The organism is Tianweitania sediminis, from assembly GCF_017813335.1.
Taxonomy (GTDB): Bacteria; Pseudomonadota; Alphaproteobacteria; order Rhizobiales; family Rhizobiaceae; genus Tianweitania; species Tianweitania sediminis.
Genome location: NZ_JAGIYY010000001.1, coordinates 1188345 through 1203990, shown reverse-complemented (window position 1 = coordinate 1203990; position 15646 = coordinate 1188345). Strand labels below are relative to the sequence as shown.

At 60.5% G+C, this 15646-nt stretch carries 22 protein-coding genes; 8 read left to right on the top strand and 14 right to left on the bottom strand.

What is annotated here, in order from left to right:
* Window positions 1–89: 89 nt before the first annotated feature.
* Window positions 90–614 carry a gamma-glutamylcyclotransferase gene (locus J5Y06_RS05900; protein WP_209334095.1) on the top strand — a complete coding sequence of 175 codons (525 nt, stop codon included), beginning with the start codon at window positions 90–92 and terminating at the stop codon, window positions 612–614.
* Here the strand turns inward: J5Y06_RS05900 and J5Y06_RS05895 are convergent.
* The 4 genes from J5Y06_RS05895 to ftsE all read right to left on the bottom strand — a co-directional run bounded on the left by J5Y06_RS05895 (window position 591) and on the right by ftsE (window position 3894).
* The gene (locus tag J5Y06_RS05895) at window positions 591–1400 is read right to left on the bottom strand and encodes a lysophospholipid acyltransferase family protein (protein WP_209334094.1); all 810 of its coding nucleotides are present in this window, start codon (window positions 1398–1400) and stop codon (window positions 591–593) included. The genes J5Y06_RS05900 and J5Y06_RS05895 overlap by 24 nt on opposite strands.
* Window positions 1401–1470: 70 nt before the next feature.
* Complete coding sequence (locus J5Y06_RS05890; protein ID WP_245247577.1) at window positions 1471–2088, bottom strand: YdcF family protein; 618 nt, start codon at window positions 2086–2088, stop codon at window positions 1471–1473.
* A gap of 155 nt (window positions 2089–2243) precedes the next feature.
* A complete protein-coding gene (locus J5Y06_RS05885) occupies window positions 2244–3242 on the bottom strand; it encodes a cell division protein FtsX (RefSeq protein WP_385931101.1) in 999 nt (332 codons plus the stop codon).
* Window positions 3235–3894, bottom strand: coding sequence for a cell division ATP-binding protein FtsE (gene ftsE, locus J5Y06_RS05880; RefSeq protein WP_209334092.1), 660 nt, complete (start codon window positions 3892–3894; stop codon window positions 3235–3237). The genes J5Y06_RS05885 and ftsE overlap by 8 nt, the downstream gene beginning before the upstream one ends.
* 158 nt (window positions 3895–4052) lie before the next feature.
* Between ftsE and J5Y06_RS05875 the strand changes: the two genes are divergently transcribed.
* Window positions 4053–4637: a hypothetical protein gene (locus tag J5Y06_RS05875; protein WP_209334091.1), complete on the top strand. Its 585-nt coding sequence runs from the start codon at window positions 4053–4055 to the stop codon at window positions 4635–4637.
* A 36-nt stretch (window positions 4638–4673) separates the two neighbouring features.
* Window positions 4674–5216 (top strand): hypoxanthine phosphoribosyltransferase, encoded by a 543-nt coding sequence (hpt, locus tag J5Y06_RS05870; RefSeq protein ID WP_209334090.1) that lies wholly within the window; start codon window positions 4674–4676, stop codon window positions 5214–5216.
* Between the two features lie 123 nt (window positions 5217–5339).
* Here the strand turns inward: hpt and J5Y06_RS05865 are convergent, their stop codons facing one another.
* From J5Y06_RS05865 to J5Y06_RS05845, 5 genes are all read right to left on the bottom strand, one after another.
* Window positions 5340–5636, bottom strand: coding sequence for a GNAT family N-acetyltransferase (locus tag J5Y06_RS05865; RefSeq protein WP_209334089.1), 297 nt, complete (start codon window positions 5634–5636; stop codon window positions 5340–5342).
* Window positions 5633–5947 (bottom strand): GNAT family N-acetyltransferase, encoded by a 315-nt coding sequence (locus J5Y06_RS05860; protein ID WP_209334088.1) that lies wholly within the window; start codon window positions 5945–5947, stop codon window positions 5633–5635. The genes J5Y06_RS05865 and J5Y06_RS05860 overlap by 4 nt, the downstream gene beginning before the upstream one ends.
* Window positions 5944–6561, bottom strand: a complete 618-nt coding sequence (locus tag J5Y06_RS05855) for an alpha/beta hydrolase (RefSeq protein ID WP_209334087.1) — start codon at window positions 6559–6561, stop codon at window positions 5944–5946. Before J5Y06_RS05855 ends, J5Y06_RS05860 begins: the two co-directional genes overlap by 4 nt.
* A 2-nt stretch (window positions 6562–6563) precedes the next feature.
* A complete protein-coding gene (locus J5Y06_RS05850) occupies window positions 6564–7493 on the bottom strand; it encodes a VOC family protein (protein ID WP_209334086.1) in 930 nt (309 codons plus the stop codon).
* A 196-nt stretch (window positions 7494–7689) separates the two neighbouring features.
* On the bottom strand, window positions 7690–8730 hold the full coding sequence (locus J5Y06_RS05845) for a PRC-barrel domain-containing protein (RefSeq protein WP_209334085.1): 1041 nt from the start codon (window positions 8728–8730) through the stop codon (window positions 7690–7692).
* Between the two features lie 251 nt (window positions 8731–8981).
* Between J5Y06_RS05845 and J5Y06_RS05840 the strand changes: the two genes are divergently transcribed.
* Complete coding sequence (locus tag J5Y06_RS05840) at window positions 8982–9881, top strand: diacylglycerol/lipid kinase family protein (protein ID WP_209334084.1); 900 nt, start codon at window positions 8982–8984, stop codon at window positions 9879–9881.
* A 5-nt stretch (window positions 9882–9886) separates the two neighbouring features.
* On the opposite strand, the gene J5Y06_RS05835 is transcribed toward J5Y06_RS05840, so the two are convergent.
* The gene (locus J5Y06_RS05835) at window positions 9887–10096 is read right to left on the bottom strand and encodes a hypothetical protein (RefSeq protein WP_209334083.1); all 210 of its coding nucleotides are present in this window, start codon (window positions 10094–10096) and stop codon (window positions 9887–9889) included.
* Between the two features lie 169 nt (window positions 10097–10265).
* Here J5Y06_RS05835 and J5Y06_RS05830 point away from each other — a divergent pair, with 169 nt between their 5' ends.
* Window positions 10266–11786, top strand: coding sequence for an HWE histidine kinase domain-containing protein (locus J5Y06_RS05830; protein WP_209334082.1), 1521 nt, complete (start codon window positions 10266–10268; stop codon window positions 11784–11786).
* A gap of 17 nt (window positions 11787–11803) precedes the next feature.
* Here J5Y06_RS05830 and J5Y06_RS05825 read toward each other — a convergent pair whose 3' ends face one another.
* Together J5Y06_RS05825 and J5Y06_RS05820 are read right to left on the bottom strand one after the other, a co-directional pair.
* Window positions 11804–12256: a hypothetical protein gene (locus tag J5Y06_RS05825; RefSeq protein ID WP_209334081.1), complete on the bottom strand. Its 453-nt coding sequence runs from the start codon at window positions 12254–12256 to the stop codon at window positions 11804–11806.
* Window positions 12257–12261: 5 nt separating this feature from the next.
* Window positions 12262–12570 (bottom strand): ElaB/YgaM/YqjD family protein, encoded by a 309-nt coding sequence (locus J5Y06_RS05820; protein ID WP_245247575.1) that lies wholly within the window; start codon window positions 12568–12570, stop codon window positions 12262–12264.
* Between the two features lie 194 nt (window positions 12571–12764).
* On the opposite strand from J5Y06_RS05820, the gene J5Y06_RS05815 reads away from it, so the two are divergent.
* Window positions 12765–13172 (top strand): response regulator, encoded by a 408-nt coding sequence (locus J5Y06_RS05815; protein ID WP_209334080.1) that lies wholly within the window; start codon window positions 12765–12767, stop codon window positions 13170–13172.
* Here the strand turns inward: J5Y06_RS05815 and J5Y06_RS05810 are convergent.
* The gene (locus J5Y06_RS05810) at window positions 13169–13723 is read right to left on the bottom strand and encodes a sigma-70 family RNA polymerase sigma factor (protein ID WP_209334079.1); all 555 of its coding nucleotides are present in this window, start codon (window positions 13721–13723) and stop codon (window positions 13169–13171) included. The genes J5Y06_RS05815 and J5Y06_RS05810 overlap by 4 nt on opposite strands.
* Window positions 13723–13920: a NepR family anti-sigma factor gene (locus J5Y06_RS05805; protein WP_209334078.1), complete on the bottom strand. Its 198-nt coding sequence runs from the start codon at window positions 13918–13920 to the stop codon at window positions 13723–13725. Before J5Y06_RS05805 ends, J5Y06_RS05810 begins: the two co-directional genes overlap by 1 nt.
* A 194-nt stretch (window positions 13921–14114) precedes the next feature.
* Here J5Y06_RS05805 and J5Y06_RS05800 point away from each other — a divergent pair, with 194 nt between their 5' ends.
* Entirely contained in the window at window positions 14115–14909 is a 795-nt protein-coding gene (locus J5Y06_RS05800; protein ID WP_209334077.1) for a response regulator, read from the top strand.
* Between the two features lie 161 nt (window positions 14910–15070).
* Window positions 15071–15235, top strand: coding sequence for a DUF1328 domain-containing protein (locus J5Y06_RS05795; protein ID WP_209334076.1), 165 nt, complete (start codon window positions 15071–15073; stop codon window positions 15233–15235).
* Window positions 15236–15646: the final 411 nt, after the last annotated feature.

Here is a 15646-nt window from a genome sequence, read left to right as displayed (position 1 = left end):
TTTCTGTCGCCGCAAAGAAGATAAACCGAACCGGTGCCAAAGCGCTGCCGGCGGTCCGAAAGGGAGTACACGCCATTTCTTCCGGCGATATGGGCGATTTTTGGGTGTTTGGCTATGGCTCGTTGATTTGGCGGCCGGGCTTCGCCCATGTCGAAACGAGGCGGGCTCGTCTTTACGGCTTTCGCCGTTCCTTGTGCGTACGCTCATATCGCCATCGCGGCACGGAACAGCGCCCGGGGCTGGTCCTCGGGCTGGATCGCGGCGGCTCATGCGTGGGCCTCGCGTTCCGGGTGCCGGGTGGACTGCGCGATGAAGTCGTGACCTACCTGCGCGAGCGCGAACTGGTCACTCACGTTTATCTCGAACGCATGCTGCCGGTGTCACTCGACGGCGGAGAACGCGTATCCGCCCTCACCTACGTGGTTGACCGCAAGCATGCCCAGTATGCCGGCAGCCTCGATGCGGAAGAAGCGGCCGGCATCGTTTCGGGAGCAGTCGGCTATTCCGGCCCGAACGAGGACTACGTCCTCAACACGGTTGCGCACCTGAAGGGCTTGCGCATTAGAGACCCGTGGCTGGAAGATGTCGCGTCACGGCTTCACAGCCCCGGCTGATGCAACCGAAACGCCAAGCTCAGCAAGCCGCTTTACGGCCGAAGGAGGAAGCGGCGGTGGATTGGCGGACTGGGCAGCCTCCACCAGGAGTGCATCGCAGCCGGCTTCCGTTTCGCGGATCAAGCGCTCCAGGAAAACCTTTCGATCAAGCCCCGGCTCGATGGGCGGCAGAAAGCGGGCGCGGATCGTGCCGGGGTAGCGCATGAAGCGTCGGCGTGGCCAATAAAGGCCGGCGACATGCGCCACGGGCACGACCGGCACGTTCAAGCGACTGTAAAGTTCGGCAATGCCCCATTTATAGGCCGGCTCCGCGCCTGGCGGGCGGCGCGTGCCTTCTGGGTAGATGATGAGCTGCCGGTTGCGCGCCATCTCTTCACTGGCGCGCGCCACCACGGCCCGCAGCGCCTTGGAGCGTTCGCCACGGTCCACAGGCACCATCCGCATCTTGGCCACGTACCAGCCGAACAAGGGGATCCACATCAACTCGCGTTTGAGAATGAACAGCGGATCGCGAAGGTAGGGAAAGAAGGCGAGCACATCCCAAAAGGACTGGTGCTTGGGTGCCAGGATGAAGGATTCGGCCGGAAGATTTTCTAACCCGCCAATCTCGTTTCTGGTCCCCACTATCACTTCCTGCAGCCAAAGGCTGGAACGCGCCCAGAACTTCGGGATGAACCAAGCCTGAGCGCGCGTCAGAAAGAAGTAGATCGGCGTCCAGAAGATCATCTGGGCGATCAGGCTCAGGTAAAAGGCAACGTTGTAAAGGAGCGAGCGGAAAGCGATCATCGAACGATGCAAGGGAGGTCGGGAAAACGCTGGTTACCCGAACTTGAGCCGCGGCGATAGGGCTTGGCGGTCAGTCGATCCGGCTCGAGGCGGCGTAAGCAGCCGTGCCGGTGGTCCCGGTCATGCCGCGCGCCAGCGCCGCAACATATTTTGCGTATTCCGTTGCAATCACCCGCAACGCATCCGGCTTGGTCAGCCAGGAGCCATCGTCCAGGGATGTGTTCACAACCGGGTATGGACGGATTTCAGCATTCCGAAGCAGGCGACGCATCTCCAGGAGGCTGCGCGGCATATGGTAGTTGTTGGTCACCAGAATGACGCTGTGGTAGTTGTGGACGTCGATCCATTTGGCGCTTTCCGCGGCATTGCCGATCGTGTCGAGCGCAGCGTGGTCGATGTCGACGCAGCAGGAAAACAGGCGCTTGTCTCCGCCTGTAGCGGCCCTGAGATCGTCGCGCCCGGCGCTTGGATTGACCCCGCTGATCAGCAGGCGCTCTCCTTTGCCGGAGTTCAGAAGGTTCACACCAGCATCGAGCCGATAAAGGCCGCCAGTGAGAACAATGATGGCATCAGCGGGTGCCGGGTCATCGGGCGTGGAAAGGGTGCTCACATGCCGGGCAAAGCCGATGAAGCCGATCCCGATCACGAGAATCAAAGTCAAGCAAAGGCCGAGAGACCAGCGAACCATGCGCGCAACAGCGCCAGGTCTCGGTAAGGTGACCTGCGAAACTGGACTTTCGGTCCTGACTGCCTGTTGCTCTGGCATGTTGTTCAACACAATAAACTATCCTCCAACGCATCGGGAGGGTAAACGCTCCATGAGCATCATCATCAAACATAAGCCTAGCTTGAGGCTTGCTGCGACAGGTCGATCTCGCTCAGCGACCGTACAACGGTGAAATGGCTCGTGGCCGCAGTCAATGCCGCGATCACCAGCACAACCAGGGCCACGCCGATATACCCGGACAGTCCGATGGCGAAGTTGCCAAACAAGGCGGAGGCCTGGTCCGCCTCGGGCGTCGCGAAGTTGCGCGACGACCACCAGCCGAAGGCGAGAAACACTAGAACAGCGAGGACGCCGCCCACCAAGGCACCCTTCAAGCCGGTCCAAAGAAAGTGACGGCGGAATTCGGCTGCGATGAAGCGCGCTTCCGCCCCCACGAAGTGTAGCACTTCGATGATGTGACCATTGCCGTCCATGGCACCGCGGGTTGCAAACACAACCGACAAAGTGGTGGCCGACAGCATCAGGACGAGAACGGCCAACCCAATGGTGACGGTTGTGTGGGCCATCGCCACCAGCCGATCCACCCAGGTGCGATGATCATCAAGGGACGCACTTTGGATCTGCGATGTCAGCGCGCTGCGCATGGTGGCGAAATCCGGCGGTGCCGTTTCGTCGATCCGTACCACCACGAGGCGCGGCACCGGCAACTCGTCGAGATCAAGGCCGCTGCCGAGCCAGGGTTCCAGCAGGCGCGCGGTCGCGGCCCGATCCACGATGCGGGCGTTCAGCACACCGGCGAAGCCCGACGCGATGCGCGCGGCGTCCGCCAACGCCTGTTCCATGTCCAAGCCGTCAACCGGTCGGATCTGGATCGTCGCTTCGCGCGATATCTGGCTTTCCCAAACGGACGCGGTATCGCGAACAAGGGAAACCGCGCCGAGTGTCAGACACGACAGGAACGTCATGATCGCGATCACGAACACGAGCGCGCGTCCGGCCACATTCTGTTCCGGCACGATTGGCGAGGTGCGTCGGTGTGAGGCCCCCATTGGCGCTGCACGCGATGGGGATGCAGGCGCCGCGGCGCGCGTGGCAGCCTCCGCCTGATCAGTCATAAACATCGAGCCGGCCATCTGAAAGGATCATCCGACGGGCGTCGACCTGCTCCATGAGGGTCAGATCATGGGTGGCGATCACGACGGCGGTGCCGAGGCGGTTGAGTTCGATAAACAAGCGCAACAAGCGTCGGGCAAGTGGCGGATCCACGTTGCCGGTAGGCTCGTCAGCAAGCAGGATCTCGGGCTGCTCGATCAAGGCGCGGGCAATGGCCGCGCGCTGCTTTTCGCCGCCAGACAGCACGGGCGGCAGCACATGCATGCGCTCGCCCAGTCCCACCCACTTGAGGAGGTCCACCACGTCGTTGCGATAGCTGGACTCTTCGCGCCCACGGATCCGCAACGGCAGCGCGACGTTCTCGTAGGTGGTCATGTGGTCGAGCAGGCGAAAGTCCTGGAACACAACGCCGATCCGCCGCCGCAGAAGAGGCAGTTCGCGGCGCGTGATGCGCGCGCGATCCTTGCCAAACACGGTGATCAACCCACGGGTTGGCTTCAAGGCCAGAAACAGGAGCCGAAGCAGGGTGGTTTTTCCAGCACCGGAAGGCCCGGTCAGGAATTGAAACGAGCGCTCGGGTATTTCCAGCGAGATGTCGCGCAGGATCTCTGGCCCCATGCCATAGCGCAAGCCGACATTTTCGAAACGGAACACGAGCGGGTTTGAGACCTTTGCGAATGAAAGTTGGTGCGATGCGTCGCTCCAAACCATGGGCAAACGTGGTTAAGGAGCGCTTAACAAGCCTCCCTCCCGAAGAACCAGTTTGTTAACCAAGCTTGTTTACTTCACGGGAAGGTCAGAGCGGATTCGTGATGTTGCCCGACACCCAACGACGCCCGGTTTCCGGCGAAATGATGACGCCGGGCCGGGGCAGGACGAGTCGCACATCGCTTGCCACAATGGGCGTCGACGCCCTTCCCCTCGCGCCCAAGCCGGCGCACGGAGGCGCTTCGGCCAAGACGCGAGGATTAGGCATTCTTGAGCGATACCCCGGATCGCTCCAAGCAGCTCGTGCTGGTGCCATGTTCTGGATCTGCGGCTCCGCCCTGGCTTTCTGCGCATTCTGGATCTCCGGCGGACACTCGATATTGCCGGAAGGCTCCCTCACCAAGTCCGCCGGTGTGACGATCACCAACGTGGAAACACGCGTGGAAGAAAGCGCAGGCCGCGCGGTTCTGGTGGTGGACGGTGAAGCGCGCAACAACGGTGCGATGGACCGGGCCATGCCGACGATCCTGGTTGCCGTGACTGGCCAAGCGGGCACCGTTACCCGCTACCAGATCTCTGGCGGCGGCGCGCGCGTTGCTGCCGACGGCACTTATCTCTTTTCTAGCCGGTTGCGAGTGTCGCCCGAAGGGGTACAATCCGTGGCAGTGACCTTGAAGCCCGCCGACTGAACGCGGCGGGCTTTTGCTTAGCCGGAGTTCTTGTACATGCCGTCGGTTCGGGGAAAAGACATCGAAGTTCTGTTTGGGGCATCGACCATCGCCCGCCGCAATCTCGAACTCGCAAAGGAGATTGCCGCGCATGATTACGAGGATCTGCTGGTGATCTCGATCCTGAAAGGGTCGTTCATCTTCGCAGCAGACCTCATTCGCGCGATGCACGACACGGGCTTGGCTCCAGAAGTGGAGTTCATGTTCATTTCGAGCTACGGCGCCGGAACCACGAGTGGCGAGGTGCGCGTGTTGCGCGACATCGACAATGATGTTGCCGGCCGTGACGTTCTTCTGGTCGATGACATTCTGGAATCCGGCAAAACGCTGAAGTTCACCCGGGACCTGATGCTGTCGCGCGGTGCGAAAAGCGTTTCCATCGCCGTTCTGCTCGACAAGCAGATGCGGCGCCAAACCGATCTGACCGCTGATTACGTCGGCTTCGACTGCCCCGATTATTTTGTGGTGGGCTACGGCATGGACGTCGCGCACGCCTTTCGCGAACTTCCCTTTGTGGGCGTAGTGAAAGGCGAGAACTGATCCCCCTTTCTACCGGAAGCGATTCCGAAACCTTTTGGTAAGCTTTTGTTTTAGACGCCGATTCGTTCCAAAAGAACCAACCCGGATCAGAACGGGATCACCGGGAGCGATGGCGACCGCGCCTCAGGCACGCACGTCATCCCAGTCCGGCGCATGCTGCTTGAAAGCGTCGGCAACATACCAGCAGGTCGCCGTGATTTTCGCGCCTTCTTTGCGTGCATCGGCGATTAGGCGATCCACCAGACGTTCGGCGATGTCTCTGCCGCGGTAAGGCACCGGCACGAAAGTGTGGTCGGCGATCCAGTGCGTGGCACTGGTCTTCACCAGCGTCAGCCGCGCTTCCTCGCCATTCGGCATGGAAAGAAAATAGCGTCGGCGCTGGCCGTCTTCGCGCATGGCAAAATCGGTGATGTCGGTCATTGCGGCTTTCCCCCCTGTTGCCCCAGGACATCGGCCCACTCCGGGTGCCGGCGAAACTGAGCGGCGGCGAAAGGGCAAAGCGGGATGATGATTTTGCCGGCGACGCGCGCATCCTCGACTGCGCGCTGCACCAGCTTCAGGCCGATGCCTTGCCCGCGGAAAACATCCGGCACGCCCGTGTGGTCGATGATCAGACGCGAGGCACCGACCTTGGTGAAGGTCATCTCTGCTTCGCCTTCCGGCGCCTGGTAGACGTAGCGCCCCTTGCTTTCCCCGCTTTCCAGGCGGATGTCGATTGCACCTTCGCTCATGCTTTTGTCTCCTCGGTCAGAAACCGCGTTGCAGCTGCGAGCTCGTCCGGCCGCACCTCGTGGCCCCCAGGATGCCACAGGGTTTCCACGGTCGCACCTGCCGCCTGAAGGTGTGACAAGAGGCGATGGGTCAAGTGAGGCGGGCAGATCGGGTCGCGTTCGCCGGCCGTGACAAGGAGGCGTGCGCCAGACAGAGTGCCGTTGATCTGCGGTTCAAACGGGATCAGCGGATGCATCAGCACGATGCGATCAAACATATCGGGCTGCGCAAACATCACGCTTGCGAGGATATTCGCTCCATTGGAATAGCCGAGGCCGAGAACGTGCGAGGGCTCGGCGGCATCGACGTGCGCCCGGATAAAGGCAGACATCGCGCCCGTCGCTCGCGCCAAGTCCTCCATGTCGTAAACGCCTTCGCTCGTGCGCCGGAAGAAGCGGGCGGCGCCCGCTTCCGAAACGTCGCCGCGCGGTGAAACGATGGTAGCCTCCGGCACCAGATCACGGCCGAGCGCGACGAGTTGTTTCTCGTCGCCGCCCGTTCCGTGAAAGGTGAAAAGAAGCGCGCCCCCGGGTTGGCCGGGCTGCTTGTGATGGAGGTAGCTTTCAAGCGCCATGCTCAGGACTCCAGAGGCTGCAGCGACTGTTCCAGATACGGACGCAGGTGGGCATGCTGCTTTGGAAGCTGCAGCGCTTCACCCAGATGAGCCATGTCTTCGTCCCGATCGAAGCCGGGCTCATTTGTCGCCACCTCGAAGAGCACGCCGCCCGGCGTGCGAAAGTAGATCGCCCAGAAGTAATCCCGGTCAATCACTGGGGTGACTTGAAACCCGGTGTCGGCCAGTGCTTTGCGAACCTCGAGCTGCTTGGCGCGATTTTCCACGGCAAACGCGATGTGGTGCACGGACCCAGCGCCGAGTCGCGCCGGTGCGGCACCGGGAAGGGTTTCGACGTCGATGAAATCGGCGCCGTTCCCTTTGATCGCGAAGCGCTTGATCGTGCCCGAGTTTTCAGCGGGCTCATAGCCCATGAAGCGGAGCAGTTCTTCCGTCGCACCGCCATCGCGCAACCGCATGGAAGCGGAATGAAAGCCGCGGATCGCCACATCGGCCGGCACATCGCTTCCAAGGTACGGGGCGCGGGCGTCCTGTGGATCCTCCACAAGCGCAAGGCCATCGCCATCCGGTCCGTGGAAGGCAAGTCGCTTCTGGCCGAAACTTTCGCTCTGGCTGAGGCCGCTCACCCCCTGCGCAACAAGGCGCTTCTTCCAGAAGCCTAGCGCTCCTTGAGGCACGGAAAACACCGTTTCCCCGACCTCGCCCGTGCCGGGACGTCCTCGCGTGATGTTTGGAAACGGGAAATAGGTCATCACCGAACCGGGCGTGCCGCGCTCATCGCCATAGTAAAGATGATAAACGTCCGGCGCATCGAAGTTGACGGTGGTTTTCACACGCCGCAGGCCAAGCGTCCGGGTGAAAAAGCTGTTGTTGTCCTGTGCGTCGCGCGCCATGGACGTGACGTGGTGCAGGCCCTGGATCTGGTTGAGCATGACGATCTCCACTGAAGCTTTCGCTTTCGATGAAGCGCAATCTGGCGTGCCAAAGCAGGTTTTACCAGCTTGAGCGGAAAGCACGCACTGTTCACCAAAAATCAGACTCTTGCTAGAGACTGTTCAACAATCAACTTTCAAACAAAGAAAAGGGCCGCGCTCTCGCGGAGCGCAACCCCTTCGTGACGTCGACTAATTACCGGTTTATCATGCGCATCTGGTCGCGCTGAGAAGCCCAGTTCTCCTCGTTATATTCCGGCTGAGCTTCAAGCTGCTCTTCCGTGAAGTTGGTGTAAAGGTAGCGATTGCCCTGAGCGTCCTGCATGAAAGCGAGGTCGTCCATGCCCACCGCAACTTGCTTTTCGCCGATGCCAAGGAAGCCGCCAACATCGATGATCACGGCGTCTACTTGACCATCGCTGGTCAGGATCACGTCGCCGATGTCGCCGACATTCTCTTCATTGGCCCCGTACACAGTGGTGCCTTCAAGGTTTTCCGCGGACAGCTGATCCGCCGGCACTTCCGTCATCTGGCTGCGGTCAACAGCGGCCGTCGTGGTTGTGTCGGTCGAGTTCATGGCCGCGCCGCCAGCGGCAGGAGCCATCGCGGTGCCTGCAGGCGCTGCGGTTGTCGCTCCTGCAGTCGGGGTTGTAGCCGTGGCCGGCGCGGTCGTAGTCGTGGTCGTGTTGGCAGCCGGTGCCATGGCGGTATCGGTGGTCGTAGTAGCGCCGGAGGCCGGAACCGTGGTCATGGTGCCACCGGCCGGAGCAGCCGTGTTCGAGGCGGTAGCAGCCGTCTGCGGATCATAAGCGCGGCGGTCGAAAGCAGGAAGCGAGGTTAGCGCGTCCTTCGTGGTTGCAACCGTCAGATAACGATCGCCATCGCGCTCAGCCCAATCAAGTTCATCGAAGGAGATGGCGACATTCTTCTCGCCGATGCCGAGGAAGCCACCGACGCCGATCACAACCGACTCGATCTGGCCTTCGTTGTTCATGACGAGGTCGTTCACGTTGCCGATGTTTTCGGCATCGTCGCCAGCGCCGTTGTAAACATTCTCGCCGATCACATTGCTGGCGAGGTGGCCATCTGCAGGCATCACGGCTGCGGCAGGAGCTTCCGTTGCGGTCGGAGCAGCAGGCGCAGGCGAAGCGGCCGTCGGCTGGGTAGCGGTCTGAGCCATGGCGCCCGTGGCGATAACAGTGGCAATTGCGGTTGTAGCTAAAAGCGTGCGGATCATAGTAAGCTCTCCTTGTGCGTTACACGTCAATGACGCGTGCCAGGCGCGATCGGACTTCGCGGGAAGATGGCGCCTGGCTTTTACCCTGCTCCAACGGCAGGAAGGGCAATTCGTTCCGGCGTGCAGCGGCAACATTCGCATTGCACTTCATCAAAAATGCCTTGGGAGCATCTTCCCCGCACCCGCGTTTCCTGTCTTCTGTATGACTCACCGCGTTCCTTTCTGGATGCGCTGCATTAGGACCTTCGCCCATGCATTTCGTGGCTGTTCTCAATAAGGACGGCGGGACGCTCCGCACGACCGATCTGGAAGCCTTTGTGGAGCGGAGCCGGGAGCGGTTCGCTGCCGAAGGCCATACGATGGATGCCGTGATCGTCGCGGGGCGTGAACTCGTTGCGGCACTGGAACGCGCATCAAAAGACGAAAGCGTGGATGTGGTGATCGCGGGCGGTGGAGACGGAACAGCTTCAACGGCCGCGGGCATCATGATGAACACAGATCGCGTTCTGGCGATCCTACCGGCCGGCACAATGAACCTTTTTGCGCGAAGCCTTAAGATCCCGCTGGGGCTGGATGCCGCGATGGAGGCCTTTGCAACCGGGCGCGTGCAGCAGGTCGACATTGCCTCGGCCAACGGCAAGCCGTTTGTGCATCAGTTCTCGATTGGCCTTCACGCCAAGCTGGTCGATATGCGCGACAAGATGAAATATGGCTCCCGCATGGGCAAGATGCGGGCCTCGATGCGGGCTGCCTTCACGACGATCATTCAACCGCCGCACGTCAACGTCAGCATTATCACCGACTCGTCCGAGATCGTGGCCAGAACCACCGGCATCGGGATCTCCAACAACCTGTTTGGAGAGGGACACCTTCCCTACGCGGATCGATTGGACCAGGGCATTCTGGGGATCTACATCACCACCGCGCGCACGACCGCTGAGATCATACGCTTTCTGCTCAACCTCGCGATCGGACGCTGGAAAAAGAACACGAAGGTAGAGATCCACCAAACCAGCGCGCTGTTGCTGAAGGTGCGCGGCAAGCGCAGGAAGCCTTACCGCTGCGTAGTAGACGGCGAAACAAGTAACCTGGCGCGCGAAACGTCGATCAAGATCCATCCGCTTGCGCTGAAGGTGCTCGTTCCGACGTGATGGCGCTAATTGATAACGTCAGCGTTCCCCGCCGGCTCTGTTTGCGTTGTTGGTTCAGCGCCGTTGTTCATCGTGCTGTCATCGATGGCCTGGCCGTACTGCTCGGCGATGAACCACGCGATCGCCAAGAGGACCAGGGCGCACACGAGCACCAGCAACACTGGCCGACCAAGCTTGCCCTGACGAGCCTTTTCCGGTTGAACCTTCTTTTCCAAATCGCACTCCCAAGCCTGGTCCGGTTTCAAATGTGCAATGCAGGATGGCGCCCTTGGTTCCGCTGAGGAAAAGAAGCAGGCGCAAAAGAATGCAGTGCTCGCCTCCCCGGGGGCTTCCAACCTGAACATTCGATCCTAGGTTAGCCCTAGCAGATGAGGCAGGGCTGAATTGATCGTTAGCGAGCCGCACGGCGATCCACTCCCCATTGACGTTCGGGACGTGCTGAACCGCGATGAGCGGAATGCAGTGCTGACCTCCTTGAACCTCGAGAGCGGTCCTGACAGCGATTTCCAGAACGTAGTTTCGCTTGCCTCTGACCTGCTGGGAACAAAGGTGGCGCTGGTCACCCTGCTTGATCGCGAGCAGCAAACATTTCACGCGAAGACCGGCACCACGCTGACGGGCTCCCCTGCCGATGTCTCGTTCTGCGCCCATGCCATCGCGCAGCCGGGTAACGATGCGTTTGTTGTCGAAAACGCGGCCAAAGATCCGCGCTTCGAGCATAACCCTCTTGTCACGGGGGAGCCGAAGATCCGCTTCTACGCTGGGGTCCCGATGACTGTCATGGGCGAGAAGATTGGAACCCTCTGCGTCATCGACACCATCCCCAGGCCCCGACCGACCGATGTCCAGCTGAAGCAGTTGCAGCAGCTTGCAGGCCTTGCCGCCACCTTATTCAAGCTAAAGGACAGTGCGAACCGCGGCGACAAGGCTCGCGCCGCCCTGGTTCGAGAAGAAAAGCGACACACCCTGGCGCTTGAAGCGGCTAACATCGCGAGTTGGGTCTGGGATCTGCGTACCGGCATGATCGAATGCGACGAACTCATGCCGCGTTTCTTCGGTTTGCCGCACGCCAACCGGATACCCTCCCTGCGGATCTTCAGGGCCATCGACCGGCGTGACACCCATCAGGCGCTGAGAAACATTCGTGATGCGCTGGAAAGCGGCAACGATTACACGGGCGAGTACCGCATCCACAATGTCGCTCCAACGCGCTGGCTCGCCGCCCGCGGCCGCGTGTTGGACCGCGATGCCGATGGACGGCCTCTACTCGTCGTTGGCGTGAACTTCGACATCACGGATACCAAGACCTTCGAGGAGCGACAGCGCCTTCTCCTGCGGGAAATCAACCACCGCGTAAAAAATACCCTGGCCACCGTGCAAGCCCTCGCCACCCAAACCGTTCGCCACGCCAAGGAACCGCGGAACTTCCTGGAAGCATTCACCGGACGGCTCCAGGCGCTCGGGCTGGCTCACGGGCTTCTTTCGGATCGCGAATGGGGCGGCATCGATCTTACGGAAGTTGTTCGGCTGCAGGTGATGCCGTTTACGCAAGCTGATGCTCCCCGCATTCTTGCAACGGGAGACCGTGTTCTGTTGTCGCCGGATCAAGCGCTGGCGCTCGGTCTCATCCTGCATGAACTCGCCAGCAACGCGCTGAAGCATGGTGCGCTTTCGGTTCCTCTAGGCCATGTGGAGATATCCTGGTCGGTGACCGGAATTCTGAAGCCGCGCCTGACGCTCACCTGGCAGGAGGTGGACGGACCTCGCGTGATGGAACCGACGCGCACGGGGTTCGGCTCAATTCTGATCCGCCGCAGTCTGGACAAGGTCCTGACCAGCGAAGTGAAGCACAGCTTCCTGCCGGAAGGTGTTCGCGCCGAAATCTCGGTTCTGTTGGAGCGATAGATCCGGAGAAGGTCGGACTAGAGGTCCGACCTGTGGGCACCGCGGTGGCGCCTGTACATGAAGTAAGCCAAAGCTAGGGCAACGGGAGAAGCGGCTGCAGCCAATCCCGCACCGCGGCGACGCCGTCCCTGCATCAGCGACGGGATTGCGGCAACGGCTGCGGTCGTCCCCAGTCCGACCAGGTCGGTTCGTCGCTTCTGTGCGATCCGTCGTTCCTCGATGCCGGCCTTCACCCGATGAACAGCCACGATTCCGCCAGCGATCAGGAAGAACACGATGGCGAACCATCCTGCCGTCGTCACGGGGCCGTAGATCCGGGCGAGATAGCCGAACACTGCAATCAGCACGAAAATCGCGCCCAGCAAGGCAAAAATACCGGCGACAAGATAGGCCGCGAGCGCGCGTTTCGTACGCGCCACGGCCAATCCCGCTTCACCGGAAACAAAAGCCGCTATCAGCGGTCCAATCACTGATCCTACCTGCGGTTAAGCAGAGCGAGGAAGTAGCCGGCAGCCGCCGCAATGGCCAAAGCCTGCAAAGGCTTCTCGTGCACGCGTTCCACAACCTGGTCTTCCAGGACCTGAGCATTGCTGCGCAAGCGATCCACGCCCTGCTGTGCTGCTGCCCTGGCCGCGTCATAGGAATGGCTGCCCGCCGAACTCAACTGCTTCGTCAGCGCCGAAAGATCAGCGCGCAAACGCGAAACTTCGGCCTCCAGATCGCTGCTGCTCGCCGAAGTGCCGGCGTCGTTCATCTTGGGTTCCGAAGTGGGCGAATTGGCCATGAGTTACTCCTGTTGCCTTAACGCGCTGAGAACGGGCAAGCACGGCGGAGGTTCCAGAACAAGATCAAGAAAGTTGCGGCAGCCAACCATACGCTGTCAGCTGCCCGCCAGACCTTGGCCTGAACGTGTCTTATTTAAATGACACAGGGCGGGATGAACGCGAAGCAGGACGCACGGCGGTAGGAGTTCGAGGTTTGGCAGACAAGGCCCTTGCGGGCAAACGCGTCCTTTTGCTGGAAGATGAGTTCCTGATTGCCCTGGACGTCGAGCATATTTGCCGCGACGAAGGATGCGCGGAGGTGCTTGTTTTCCGGGCTTTGGCGGAGATTACCGAAGATGTCATCACGGCTGACGCAGTCGACGTGGCGGTTATCGACGTGATGATCGACGGCGGCGCGACTTTCGATCTCGCCCACCGCCTTCGCGACCGGAACATACCTTTTGTGTTTGCAACAGGCTTGTCGCAGCGCGAAGAAGCCTTCCAGGCCTTCGAAGACGTGCCGGTCGTGACGAAGCCCTATGCGGCGCCGCAACTCGTGGCCGCGCTGCGTTCGGCAATGAAGGCGTCGGAACCCTCGAGCGAAACGGCTCCGGCGTCCTAAACGCCGGCGCCTGAGCCCATCACATGCGACGAGATCGCGTCAGGGCCGTAATCCGCTTCTCCGGAAACCTTCAGGATTTCCTGCAACCGTGTTCGCGCTCGGCTCACCCGGCTCTTGATCGTGCCCACCGCGCAATCGCAGATCTCGGCAGCTTCTTCATACGAAAAGCCCGAAGCGCCGATCAGGATGATCGCTTCACGCTGATCTTCCGGTAGCGTTTCCAAAGCGGTTCTGAAATCTTCCAGATCCAGCGAGCCATGCTGCGAAGGATGGATAGCAAGGCGCGCGGTCATGGCGCCGTCGCTGTCTTGAACCTCGCGTCCGCGCTTGCGCATCTGCGAATAAAATTCGTTGCGCAGGATGGTGAACAGCCACGCCTTGAGGTTTGTCCCAGGCTGGAAGCTGGCTTGTTTGTCCCAAGCCTTGACGAGGGTTTCTTGCACGAGATCGTCGGCCTTGTCGGAATTCTGCGTCAAGGAAACGCCGAAAGCACGAAGGCTTGGAATCGCGCCAAGCAAGTCCTGTTTGAATTGCTGGCCGTCTGACATCATCAGTCCTTCTTGCGGGCGCTGTCAGCCGCTTCAAGCTTGCTCAGCAGATCCGCAAACCGATCCGGCACGGTGTCCGAAACGATGCCGTCGTAGAATTGCTTCAGCTTCCTACCTATTTCGGAATTCGTTCCAAGCGGATCAAGGTGTCCATTCTCCCGCGCGCCTGGCTGCCGCACGGATTTGTTGTTTTCGCTCATTCTCGAACCGCCCTTAGTTTCTTTAGCACCGGCCTCGGCACAGCGCGGCTACCGACACTCTTCGCCGGCGCACAAGCTGCACTAAACGGTCTCGCTATAAAAATGTTCCTTCCGTCAGGAACATTTTTCGCGCGATGGTGTTATGGGACAGGCGCGCATGGCGCTCACTTCCTACCTGAGGGATATTACCAAACATGAGTCTTTCCTCGTCGATCGCTCCGCACCTGCCCTATTTGCGGCGTTTCTCGCGAGCGGTTTCAGGTTCGCAAACGAGCGGGGATGCGCTCGTGGCAGCCATGCTCGAAGCCATCATTGCCGACGTTTCGATTTTTCCGCAGGCGAGCAACGAGAAGATCGCGCTCTACAAGATCTTTGCGAAGCTGTTCACTTCGATCGTTGTCCGCGTTCCCCAGGAATCGCCGAGTTCCGCTTGGGAACAGAGCGCAATGGCAAATCTGTCGGCGCTCGCACCACGCCCGCGGCAGGCCTTTCTGCTCGTCGCGGTGGAGGGTTTCACGGATACCGAAGCGGCCGAAATCCTGGATGTTTCAGACGCGGAGTTTTCCGAACTGCTGACCGAAGCCAGCAACGAGATCTCGCGCCAGGTGGCGACCGATATCATGGTGATCGAGGATGAGCCCCTGATCGCGATGGACATCGAGGAGATGGTGGAAAGCCTGGGGCATCGGGTTGTCGGCGTGGCACGCACCCACTCGGAAGCGACTGACCTTTTCCACCGCACCAATCCCAAGATGGTTCTGGCGGACATTCAGTTGGCCGACGGCAGTTCCGGCATCGACGCCGTGAATGAAATCCTCGCCGACCGCGCGATTCCCGTGATCTTCATCACGGCATTTCCCGAGCGTCTCCTGACCGGGGAGCGCCCTGAACCGGCTTTCCTCGTCACCAAGCCCTTCAACCCCGACATGGTGAAGGCCCTGATCAGCCAGGCGCTTTTCTTTGATCAGCAAAGCCGCGCTGCAGCCTGAACCCTGCCGTTCAGCAAACGTTCAGACAGCGGATACTAAATAAAAGAGTAAGCAAGTGCAAAGGTCCCGTCGCGATCGCGTGGCGTGACCTTTGTGCATGTGCTCCTGTCGAGCTGATTGAGGCTCGCACCCCGCGTCGAATTGTTAGGGAAGTAGTGACGATGCTTTATTGGTTTCTCGTGGCTTCCGTTGTTGCGGCGATTGCTGGCGCTCTGGGCGTCGGCATGAGCGCTGCCGCCATCGGCATCACGCCGGTTCTGGCTGCGCTGTTCGGCAGCTTCATCGTGATCTCGCTTTTCACCGGAGTTCTCCGCCGCGTTCTGTGAGAACGTGAAGGGCTGCCACGCGGCTGCCCGCTTTGGATTGAAGCCTTAGAAGGCACAAAAGAAAAGCCGGCCCTTGAGGCCGGCTTTTTAATGTCAGGAACCGAGGGGGGATCGTTCCCGACGAAGCACGAGAGCACCGCTTTGGGGTGGGGGGCGATAGAACGCGACGCCTCGTGTTGCAGCAATAAAGCGCAGACGAAGATCTGGTTCCGGCTGTTCAAGAAAAAAATTTACCGGAGCGATGCGTGCTGGAGTTAGCCCTGTCCAGCGGCAGCAAGTGCATGCGAAACGTGCCGCGCTGCGAACAGGGCCGATCCTCTTTCGCAAGTCGGCAACAACAATGCCGAAGCACAAGAAAGAAACGAAGAAGGAACCTCTCGGCGGGATCATCCGTTGTTGACGGCGAAAGGA